Raw genomic sequence first — 10,773 nt, forward strand, 5'->3', positions numbered from 1 at the left:
CAAGACTTATTTTTGACAAGGAGAGACGGACAATGGCGACAGAAAAGCTATCACCCGGCATGCAACAGTATGTGGATATTAAAAAGCAATATCCAGATGCGTTTTTGCTCTTTCGGATGGGTGATTTTTATGAATTATTTTATGAGGATGCGGTCAATGCTGCGCAGATTCTGGAAATTTCCTTAACGAGTCGCAACAAGAATGCCGACAATCCGATTCCTATGGCGGGTGTTCCCTATCATTCTGCCCAACAGTATATCGATGTCTTGATTGAGCAGGGCTATAAAGTTGCTATTGCAGAGCAGATGGAAGATCCTAAACAAGCAGTTGGGGTTGTTAAACGAGAGGTTGTTCAGGTCATTACGCCAGGGACAGTGGTCGATAGCAGTAAGCCGGACAGTCAGAACAATTTCTTGGTTGCTATAGACCGTGAGGACAATCAGTTTGGTCTAGCTTATATGGACCTAGTGACGGGTGACTTTTATGTGACAGGTCTTTTGGATTTCACGTTGGTTTGTGGGGAAATCCGTAACCTCAAGGCTCGAGAAGTGGTGTTGGGTTATGACTTGTCCGAGGAAGAAGAACAAATCCTTAGCCGTCAGATGAATCTGGTGCTTTCCTATGAAAAAGAAGGTTTTGAAGACCTTCATTTACTGGATTCACGATTGGCACCTGTGGAGCAAGCGGCATCTAGTAAGCTACTCCAGTATGTTCATCGGACTCAGATGAGGGAATTGAACCACCTCAAGCCTGTTATCCGCTATGAAATCAAGGATTTCTTGCAGATGGATTATGCGACCAAGGCTAGTCTGGATTTGGTTGAGAATGCTCGTTCGGGCAAGAAGCAAGGCAGTCTTTTCTGGCTTTTGGATGAAACCAAAACGGCTATGGGAATGCGTCTCTTGCGGTCTTGGATTCATCGCCCCTTGATTGATAAGGAACGAATTATCCAACGTCAAGAAGTGGTGCAGGTCTTTCTCGATCATTTCTTTGAGCGCAGTGATTTGACAGACAGCCTCAAGGGTGTCTATGATATCGAACGCTTGGCTAGTCGTGTTTCTTTTGGCAAAACCAATCCCAAGGATCTCTTGCAGTTGGCGACCACCTTATCCAGTGTGCCACGGATTCGTGCGATTTTAGAAGGGATGGAGCAACCTGCTCTAGCCTATCTTATCGAACAACTGGATGGAATCCCTGAGTTGGAGAGTTTGATTAGCGCAGCGATTGCTCCTGAAGCTCCTCATGTGATTACAGAAGGTGGTATTATCCGAACTGGATTTGATGAGACTTTAGACAAGTACCGTCGCGTTCTCAGAGAAGGGACTAGCTGGATTGCTGAGATTGAGGCTAAGGAGCGAGAAAACTCTGGTATCAGCACGCTTAAGATTGACTACAATAAAAAAGATGGCTATTATTTCCATGTGACCAATTCGCAACTGGGAAATGTGCCTGCTCACTTTTTCCGCAAGGCGACGCTGAAAAACTCAGAACGTTTTGGAACCGAAGAATTGGCCCGTATCGAGGGAGATATGCTGGAGGCGCGTGAGAAGTCAGCTAACCTCGAATACGAAATCTTTATGCGCATTCGTGAAGAGGTCAGTAAGTACATTCAGCGTTTACAAGCTTTAGCTCAAGGAATTGCGACGGTTGATGTCTTACAGAGTCTAGCAGTTGTGGCTGAGACCCAGCATTTGATTCGACCTGAGTTTGGTGACGATTCACAAATTGATATCCAGAAAGGGCGCCATGCTGTCGTTGAAAAGGTTATGGGGGCTCAGACCTATATTCCCAATACGATTCAGATGGCAGAAGATACCAGTATTCAACTGATTACAGGGCCCAATATGAGCGGAAAGTCAACCTACATGCGTCAGTTAGCCATGACGGCGGTTATGGCTCAGTTGGGTTCTTATGTGCCAGCAGAAAGCGCCCATTTACCGATTTTTGATGCAATCTTTACCCGTATCGGAGCAGCAGATGACTTGGTTTCGGGTCAGTCAACCTTTATGGTAGAGATGATGGAGGCCAATAATGCCATTTCGCATGCGACCAAGGACTCTCTCATTCTCTTTGATGAATTGGGACGTGGAACTGCAACTTATGATGGGATGGCTCTTGCTCAGTCTATCATCGAATATATCCATGAGCACATCGGAGCTAAGACCCTCTTTGCGACCCACTACCATGAGTTGACTAGTCTGGAGTCTAGTTTACAACACTTGGTTAATGTCCACGTGGCAACTTTGGAGCAGGATGGGCAGGTCACCTTCCTTCACAAGATTGAACCAGGACCAGCCGATAAATCCTACGGTATCCATGTTGCCAAGATCGCTGGCTTGCCAGCAGATCTTTTAGCAAGGGCGAATAAGATTTTGACTCAACTGGAGAGTCAAGGGGGAGAAAGTTCAAGTCTGATGAGGCAAACAAGTGCTGTCACTGAACAGATTTCACTCTTTGATACGGCAGAAGAACATCCTATCCTAGCAGAATTGTCTAAATTGGATGTTTACAATATGACACCTATGCAGGCTATGAATGTCTTGGTCGAGTTAAAACAAAAATTATAAAGAATGAATTCCTTGTCATTCTAGCTGTATCAAGGAGACTTCTTTGACAAGTTCCCACTTTTTTGCTAGAATAACATCACACAAACAGAGTGAGAAGGAGCTGACGCATTGTCGCTCCCTTTTGTCTATTTTTTAAGGAGAAAGTATGCTGATTCAGAAAATAAAAACCTATAAGTGGCAAGCCCTGGCCTCGCTACTGATGACAGGCTTGATGGTTGCTAGTTCACTTTTGCAACCGCGTTATCTGCAGGAAGTGTTAGACGCCCTCCTTGCTGGAAAATATGAAGCTATTTATAGTATAGGGGCTTGGTTGATTGGTGTGGCCGTGGTCGGTCTGGTTGCTGGTGGGGTCAATGTTATCCTTGCAGCCTATATTGCTCAAGGAGTTTCATCCGACCTTCGAGAGGATGCCTTCCGTAAAATCCAAACCTTTTCTTATGCCAATATTGAACAATTTAATGCGGGAAATCTAGTCGTTCGAATGACAAATGATATCAACCAGATTCAGAACGTCGTCATGATGACCTTCCAAATTCTTTTCAGACTCCCCCTCTTGTTCATCGGTTCGTTTATCTTGGCGGTTCAAACCCTACCTTCTCTGTGGTGGGTGATTGTTCTCATGGTAGTCTTGATTTTTGCCTTGACTGCTGTCATGATGGGAATGATGGGGCCTCGTTTTGCCAAGTTTCAAACCCTTCTTGAACGCATCAATGCCATTGCCAAGGAAAATCTGCGCGGTGTTCGTGTGGTCAAGTCCTTTGTCCAAGAAAAAGAGCAGTTTGCTAAGTTTACAGAGGTATCAGACGAGCTTCTTGGTCAAAACCTTTACATTGGTTATGCCTTTTCAGTAGTGGAACCCTTTATGATGTTAGTCGGCTACGGGACGGTTTTCCTCTCTATTTGGCTAGTTGCAGGAATGGTTCAGTCGGATCCGTCAGTTGTTGGCTCCATTGCTTCCTTTGTCAATTACCTAAGCCAGATTATCTTTACCATTGTTATGGTTGGATTTTTGGGAAATTCTGTCAGTCGTGCCATGATTTCTATGCGTCGTATTCGAGAAATTCTTGACGCAGAGCCAGCCATGACCTTCAAGGATGTCCCAGATGAAGAGTTGGTCGGCAGTCTTAGCTTTGAAAATGTGACTTTTACCTATCCAATGGACAAGGAACCGATGCTGAAAGATGTGAGCTTTACTATTGAACCTGGTCAAATGGTTGGTGTCGTTGGAGCGACTGGTGCAGGAAAATCAACCTTGGCTCAACTGATTCCACGTCTCTTTGACCCACAGGAAGGGGCTATCAAAATCGGAGGCAAGGATATTCGAGAAGTGAGTGAAGGAACCCTGCGTAAAACAGTTTCTATCGTTCTCCAACGTGCCATTCTCTTTAGTGGGACGATTGCAGATAACTTGAGACAGGGTAAGGGAGATGCTACTCTATTTGAAATGGAGCGCGCAGCCAACATTGCCCAGGCTAGTGAATTCATTCATCGTATGGAGAAAACCTTTGAAAGTCCAGTTGAGGAACGGGGAACCAATTTCTCAGGTGGGCAAAAGCAAAGGATGTCGATTGCGCGTGGGATTGTCAGCAATCCACGTATTCTGATTTTTGACGATTCGACCTCGGCCTTGGATGCTAAGTCAGAGCGCCTGGTTCAAGAAGCCTTGAATAAGGACTTGAAGGGAACAACAACCATTATCATCGCGCAAAAGATTAGCTCGGTTGTTCATGCAGATAAAATCTTGGTTCTAGATCAAGGACGATTGATTGGTCAAGGTACGCATGCAGACTTGGTTGCCAATAATACTGTTTACCGTGAAATCTACGAAACACAGAAAGGAAAGGAGGAGTAAAATGAAGACAGTTCAATTTTTTTGGAATTATTTTAAAGTCTATAAGCTATCATTTGTAGTTGTTATCCTGATGATTGTTTTAGCAACTCTTGCCCAAGCCCTCTTTCCGGTCTTTTCTGGACAAGCGGTAACAGAGCTAGCCAATTTAGTTAAAGCTTATCAAGATGGCAATCCAGAACTTGTTTGGCAAAGTCTATCAGGAATCATGGTCAATCTTGGACTGCTGGTTTTGGTTCTATTTATCTCTAGTGTGATATACATGTGTCTCATGACGCGTGTGATTGCAGAGTCGACTAACGAGATGCGCAAAGGCCTCTTCGGTAAGCTTGCTCGCTTGACGGTTTCTTTCTTTGACCGCCGACAAGATGGAGATATCCTGTCTCGTTTTACCAGTGATTTGGATAATATCCTCCAAGCCTTTAACGAAAGCTTGATTCAGGTCATGAGCAATATTGTTTTATATATCGGTCTGATTCTTGTCATGTTTTCGAGGAATGTGACGCTGGCTCTCATCACCATTGCCAGCACACCAATAGCCTTCCTCATGCTGATTTTCATCGTAAAAATGGCACGCAAATACACCAATCTCCAGCAGAAAGAGGTAGGGAAACTCAACGCCTATATGGATGAGAGTATCTCAGGTCAAAAAGCTGTCATTGTTCAAGGGATTCAAGAGGATATGATGGCAGGATTTCTTGAACAAAATGAGCGCGTGCGCAAGGCAACCTTTAAAGGAAGAATGTTCTCAGGAATTCTTTTCCCTGTCATGAATGGTATGAGTTTGGTTAACACAGCCGTCGTCATCTTTGCTGGTTCAGCTGTACTTTTGAATGATAAGTCTATTGAAACAAGTACAGCCCTAGGTTTGATTGTGATGTTTGCCCAATTTTCACAGCAGTACTACCAGCCGATTATCCAAGTTGCAGCTAGTTGGGGAAGTCTTCAGTTGGCCTTTACAGGTGCTGAACGGATTCAGGAAATGTTTGACTCAGAGGAAGAAATTCGACCTGAGAAGGCGCCGATCTTTACTAAGTTGCAAGAAGGTGTTGAAATTAGTCATATTGATTTTTCATACCTACCTGATAAACCTATTTTGAAAGATGTCAGCATTTCTGCCCCTAAAGGCCAGATGACAGCAGTTGTTGGTCCGACAGGGTCAGGGAAAACGACTATTATGAACCTCATCAATCGCTTTTATGATGTTGATGCTGGTGGTATTTATTTTGATGGGAAAGACATCCGTGACTATGACTTGGATAGTCTCAGAAGCAAGGTGGGGATTGTCTTGCAAGATTCGGTCTTGTTTAGCGGAACGATTCGAGACAATATCCGTTTCGGTGTGCCAGATGCTAGTCAAGAAATGGTTGAGGCAGCAGCCAAGGCAACCCATATTCACGACTATATCGAAAGCTTACCTGACAAATACGATACCCTTATCGATGATGATCAAAGCATCTTCTCAACAGGCCAGAAACAATTGATTTCTATCGCTCGAACCCTGATGACAGATCCAGAAGTTCTCATTCTCGATGAAGCAACTTCAAACGTAGATACGGTGACAGAAAGCAAGATTCAGCATGCCATGGAGGCGGTTGTAGCAGGCAGAACCAGTTTCGTCATTGCTCACCGTTTGAAGACCATCCTCAATGCAGACCAGATTATTGTTCTCAAAGATGGAGAAGTCATTGAACGCGGTAACCACCATGAACTTTTGAAACTAGGTGGCTTCTATTCAGAACTCTATCACAATCAATTTGTCTTTGAATAAGAAAAAAGTTGTCCTATGCGGGCAGCTTTTTCTTGTCCATAAAAAATATTTATCACAAACTTAAAAAAAACATATTAGACGAAAGGCATTTTGAGTGATATGATAGGACTATCGTTAATATTCGAAAGGAGAGGCATCATGGCTAGAACGGTTGTAGGAGTTGCTGCAAATCTATGTCCCGTAGACGCAGAAGGTAAAAACATTCATTCATCTGTATCTTGTAGATTCGCAGAGAGCATTCGTCAAGTCGGTGGTCTCCCTTTAGTCATTCCTGTTGGTGATGAGTCAGTTGTACGCGATTATGTAGAAATGATTGACAAACTTATCTTGACAGGCGGTCAAAATGTCCATCCTCAATTTTATGGAGAGAAAAAGACCATCGAGAGCGATGATTACAATCTGGTTCGTGATGAGTTTGAACTGGCCCTCTTAAAGGAAGCTCTCCGCCAGAATAAACCAATTATGGCAATCTGTCGCGGTGTCCAACTTGTCAATGTTGCCTTTGGCGGAACCCTCAATCAAGAAATCGAAGGCCACTGGCAAGGCCTACCTTTCGGAACATCTCACTCTATTGAGACAGTAGAAGGAAGCGTGGTGGCTAAGCTATTTGGAAAAGAAAGTCAGGTTAACTCAGTTCATCGTCAAAGTATTAAAGATTTGGCACCTAATTTCCGTGTAACTGCTATTGATCCAAGAGACCAAACCATCGAAGCGATTGAGTCTATCGATGAGCACCGCATTATCGGTTTGCAGTGGCATCCAGAGTTTCTGGTCAATGAAGAAGATGGCAATTTAGAATTATTTGAATATTTATTGAATGAACTGTAACGACTGGAACATCTAGTCGTTCTTTCTTTTATTTTTTCAAAATTTTTGGAATGTGGGATTTTTACGCAAACGTTTGAATTCTGATAAAAATTGGAGAAATTCGACAAAAAAACTTGAAAAAAACGAAGGTAAGCGTTATGATAGAAAAGAAGAAATATTGGAGGAATAACATGTCACATATTAAATTTGATTATTCAAAAGTTTTAGACAAATTTGTTGCACCACATGAAGTGGAATACATGCAATCACAAGTAACAGCAGCAGATGAATTGATCCGTAAAGGAACTGGTGCTGGTAGCGACTTCTTGGGATGGTTGGACCTTCCTGAAAACTACGACCGCGAAGAATTTGACCGCATCTTGAAAGCTGCTGAGCAAATCAAATCAGACAGCGATGTTTTGGTTGTAATCGGCATCGGTGGATCTTACCTTGGTGCGAAAGCAGCAATCGACTTCTTGAACCACCACTTTGCTAACTTGCAAACAAAAGAAGAACGCAAGGCTCCACAAATCCTTTACGCAGGAAATTCAATCTCATCTACTTACCTTGCTGACTTGGTAGAGTATGTTGCAGACAAAGACTTCTCAGTAAACGTGATTTCTAAATCAGGTACAACAACTGAACCAGCTATCGCTTTCCGTGTCTTCAAAGAACTTTTGGTTAAGAAATACGGTCAAGAAGAAGCAAACAAACGTATCTATGCAACAACTGACCGCCAAAAAGGCGCTGTTAAGGTTGAAGCAGATGCTAACGGTTGGGAAACATTTGTTGTTCCAGATGATATCGGTGGACGCTTCTCAGTATTGACAGCCGTTGGTTTGCTTCCAATCGCAGCATCAGGAGCTGACATCAAAGCCCTTATGGAAGGTGCGAATGCAGCTCGCAAAGACTACACTTCAGATAAAATCTCTGAAAACGAAGCTTACCAATACGCAGCAGTTCGTAACATCCTTTACCGTAAAGGCTATGCAACTGAGATCTTGGTAAACTACGAGCCATCACTTCAATACTTCTCAGAATGGTGGAAACAATTGGCTGGTGAATCAGAAGGAAAAGACCAAAAAGGTATCTACCCAACTTCAGCCAACTTCTCAACTGACTTGCACTCACTTGGTCAATTTATCCAAGAAGGAACTCGTATCATGTTTGAAACAGTTGTCCGTGTTGACAAACCTCGTAAAAACGTGATTATCCCTAGCTTGGAAGAAGACCTTGATGGACTTGGTTACCTTCAAGGAAAAGACGTTGACTTTGTAAACAAAAAAGCAACTGACGGTGTTCTTCTTGCCCACACAGACGGTGATGTACCAAACATGTACGTGACTCTTCCAGAGCAAGATGCTTTCACTCTTGGTTACACAATCTACTTCTTCGAATTGGCTATTGCCCTTTCAGGTTACTTGAATGCTATCAACCCATTTGACCAACCAGGTGTTGAAGCATACAAACGTAACATGTTTGCCCTTCTTGGAAAACCAGGATTTGAAGAGTTGAGCAAAGAACTTAACGCACGTCTATAATAGAAGAAAAGAGTGGTTTGCCCACTCTTTTTACTCTCTTTATCCATAGAAATTGGACTCAGCCAAGACTTGTGATATAATATAGAGAGCAAAAAGGCAGACGCCTAATACTCTTCGAAAATCAAATTCAAACCGCGTCAACGTCGTCTTGCCGTACTCAAGTACAGCCTGCGGCTAGTTTCCTAGTTTGCTCTTTGATTTTCATTGAGTATAAAGACTTTATAGGAGAAACTATGTCAAAAGATATCCGCGTACGTTACGCACCAAGTCCAACAGGACTATTACACATCGGGAATGCCCGTACAGCATTGTTCAACTACTTGTATGCACGCCATCATGGTGGAACTTTTATTATCCGTATTGAAGATACTGACCGTAAACGTCATGTCGAGGATGGGGAACGTTCACAGCTTGAAAACCTTCGTTGGTTAGGCATGGATTGGGACGAAAGCCCAGAAACACATGAAAACTACCGTCAGTCTGAGCGTTTAGACTTGTATCAAAAATACATTGACCAACTATTAGCTGAAGGAAAAGCCTACAAATCTTACGTTACAGAAGAAGAGCTGGCAGCTGAACGCGAACGCCAAGAAGCGGCTGGTGAAACACCTCGTTATATCAACGAATACCTCGGTATGAGTGAAGAGGAAAAAGTGGCTTACATCGCAGAACGTGAAGCAGCAGGAATTATCCCAACGGTTCGCTTGGCTGTCAATGAGTCAGGTATCTACAAGTGGCATGATATGGTTAAAGGCGATATCGAATTTGAAGGTGGCAATATTGGTGGTGATTGGGTTATCCAAAAGAAAGACGGCTACCCAACTTACAACTTTGCCGTTGTTATCGATGACCACGATATGCAAATCTCCCATGTAATCCGTGGAGATGACCACATTGCCAATACACCAAAACAACTTATGGTCTATGAAGCCCTTGGTTGGAAAGCTCCAGAGTTCGGTCACATGACCTTGATTATCAATTCTGAAACTGGTAAGAAGTTATCTAAACGTGATACTAATACTCTTCAGTTTATCGAAGACTACCGTAAAAAAGGTTATTTACCAGAAGCGGTCTTTAACTTTATTGCCCTTCTTGGTTGGAACCCAGGTGGCGAAGATGAGATTTTCTCTCGTGAAGAACTCATTAAACTTTTCGATGAAAACCGCCTCAGCAAGTCACCGGCAGCCTTTGATCAGAAGAAACTCGACTGGATGAGCAATGATTATATCAAGAATGCAGACCTAGAAACTATCTTTGAGATGGCAAAACCATTCTTAGCGGAAGCGGGCCGTTTAACTGACAAGGCTGAAAAATTAGTTGAGCTCTATAAACCACAAATGAAATCAGTAGATGAAATTATTCCATTGACAGATCTTTTCTTCTCGGATTTCCCAGAATTGACAGAAGCAGAGCGTGAAGTTATGGCGGGTGACACAGTCCCAACAGTTCTTGAAGCTTTTAAAGCAAAACTCGAAGCAATGTCAGATGATGAATTTGTGACAGAAAATATTTTCCCACAAATCAAAGCAGTCCAAAAAGAAACAGGTATTAAAGGGAAAAATCTTTTCATGCCTATTCGTATTGCAGTTTCAGGTGAAATGCATGGGCCAGAATTGCCAGATACAATTTTCTTGCTTGGACGTGAAAAATCAATTCAGCATATCGAAAACATGCTAGAAGAAATCTCTAAATAAGAAGGATGCAACAATGGACATCTGGGAAAAGATGTACGAAGAAGCACAGAAACTATACAATCCACATGAAGTATCAGACTTTGTTTATGCCAATCATGTTGTAGCCGCAGTAGAAGCAGAAGATGGGCAAATATTTACAGGTTTCTGTATGGAGGGAACCTGTGGTGTGTTCCATCTCTGTGCAGAACGAGCTGCCCTCTTCAATATGTACCAATTTTCAGGACAAACTAAGGTTAAGAAAGTATTAGCTTTTCGAGACAAACCGCCTTATGGTGGAAGTTCAGCCATGCCTTGCGGTGCTTGTAGAGAATTCCTTTTAGAACTTAATGCTGAAAATAAAGATACAGAATTCATGATGGACTACAATAGAAGAAAGACAGTGAAAGTCGCAGAACTAATCCCCTATTGGTGGGGAGAAGAACGTGCTTCTAAGTTTAATAATCAATAGAAGAGTCAGTAAAATTCTGGCTCTTTTTACTTAACTTGAAAAAAGTTTAAAAAAAGGTGTTGACAAAGTTTGAAAAGTCGGTATAATAGTAAGAGT

7 protein-coding genes are annotated in these 10,773 nt (G+C 42.7%); all 7 read left to right on the forward strand.

Translation table 11 applies throughout. The features are described from left to right. The first annotated feature begins 32 nt into the window (after positions 1 to 32). The 7 genes from mutS (at position 33) to JQ841_RS02635 (ending at position 10,677) form a co-directional block, all read left to right on the forward strand. Positions 33 to 2,567, forward strand: a complete 2,535-nt coding sequence (gene mutS / locus JQ841_RS02605) for a DNA mismatch repair protein MutS (RefSeq protein WP_203180037.1) — start codon at positions 33 to 35, stop codon at positions 2,565 to 2,567. A 145-nt stretch (positions 2,568 to 2,712) separates the two neighbouring features. Then, on the forward strand, positions 2,713 to 4,419 hold the full coding sequence (gene patA, locus JQ841_RS02610; RefSeq protein ID WP_153199336.1) for a multidrug efflux ABC transporter subunit PatA: 1,707 nt from the start codon (positions 2,713 to 2,715) through the stop codon (positions 4,417 to 4,419). 1 nt (position 4,420) lies between these two features. Continuing rightward, positions 4,421 to 6,187 carry a multidrug efflux ABC transporter subunit PatB gene (gene patB / locus JQ841_RS02615; RefSeq protein ID WP_203180038.1) on the forward strand — a complete coding sequence of 589 codons (1,767 nt, stop codon included), beginning with the start codon at positions 4,421 to 4,423 and terminating at the stop codon, positions 6,185 to 6,187. Between the two features lie 138 nt (positions 6,188 to 6,325). Then, positions 6,326 to 7,015 carry a gamma-glutamyl-gamma-aminobutyrate hydrolase family protein gene (locus JQ841_RS02620; protein WP_000124770.1) on the forward strand — a complete coding sequence of 230 codons (690 nt, stop codon included), beginning with the start codon at positions 6,326 to 6,328 and terminating at the stop codon, positions 7,013 to 7,015. Between the two features lie 170 nt (positions 7,016 to 7,185). Beyond that, the gene (locus JQ841_RS02625; RefSeq protein WP_000018268.1) at positions 7,186 to 8,535 is read left to right on the forward strand and encodes a glucose-6-phosphate isomerase; all 1,350 of its coding nucleotides are present in this window, start codon (positions 7,186 to 7,188) and stop codon (positions 8,533 to 8,535) included. 233 nt (positions 8,536 to 8,768) lie between these two features. After that, on the forward strand, positions 8,769 to 10,229 hold the full coding sequence (gene gltX, locus JQ841_RS02630) for a glutamate--tRNA ligase (RefSeq protein ID WP_203180039.1): 1,461 nt from the start codon (positions 8,769 to 8,771) through the stop codon (positions 10,227 to 10,229). Positions 10,230 to 10,242: 13 nt separating this feature from the next. After that, entirely contained in the window at positions 10,243 to 10,677 is a 435-nt protein-coding gene (locus JQ841_RS02635; protein ID WP_203180040.1) for a cytidine deaminase family protein, read from the forward strand. The last annotated feature ends 96 nt before the right edge of the window (positions 10,678 to 10,773 follow it).

It is taken from the genome of Streptococcus mitis (genome assembly GCF_905187535.1).
GTDB lineage: Bacteria > Bacillota > Bacilli > Lactobacillales > Streptococcaceae > Streptococcus > Streptococcus mitis_BS.

Coding starts and splice junctions, on each gene's coding strand:
- mutS (WP_203180037.1), top strand. CDS start 33: ATGGCGACAGAAAAGCTATCACCCGGCATGCAACAGTATGTGGATATT.
- patA (WP_153199336.1), top strand. CDS start 2,713: ATGCTGATTCAGAAAATAAAAACCTATAAGTGGCAAGCCCTGGCCTCG.
- patB (WP_203180038.1), top strand. CDS start 4,421: ATGAAGACAGTTCAATTTTTTTGGAATTATTTTAAAGTCTATAAGCTA.
- JQ841_RS02620 (WP_000124770.1), top strand. CDS start 6,326: ATGGCTAGAACGGTTGTAGGAGTTGCTGCAAATCTATGTCCCGTAGAC.
- JQ841_RS02625 (WP_000018268.1), top strand. CDS start 7,186: ATGTCACATATTAAATTTGATTATTCAAAAGTTTTAGACAAATTTGTT.
- gltX (WP_203180039.1), top strand. CDS start 8,769: ATGTCAAAAGATATCCGCGTACGTTACGCACCAAGTCCAACAGGACTA.
- JQ841_RS02635 (WP_203180040.1), top strand. CDS start 10,243: ATGGACATCTGGGAAAAGATGTACGAAGAAGCACAGAAACTATACAAT.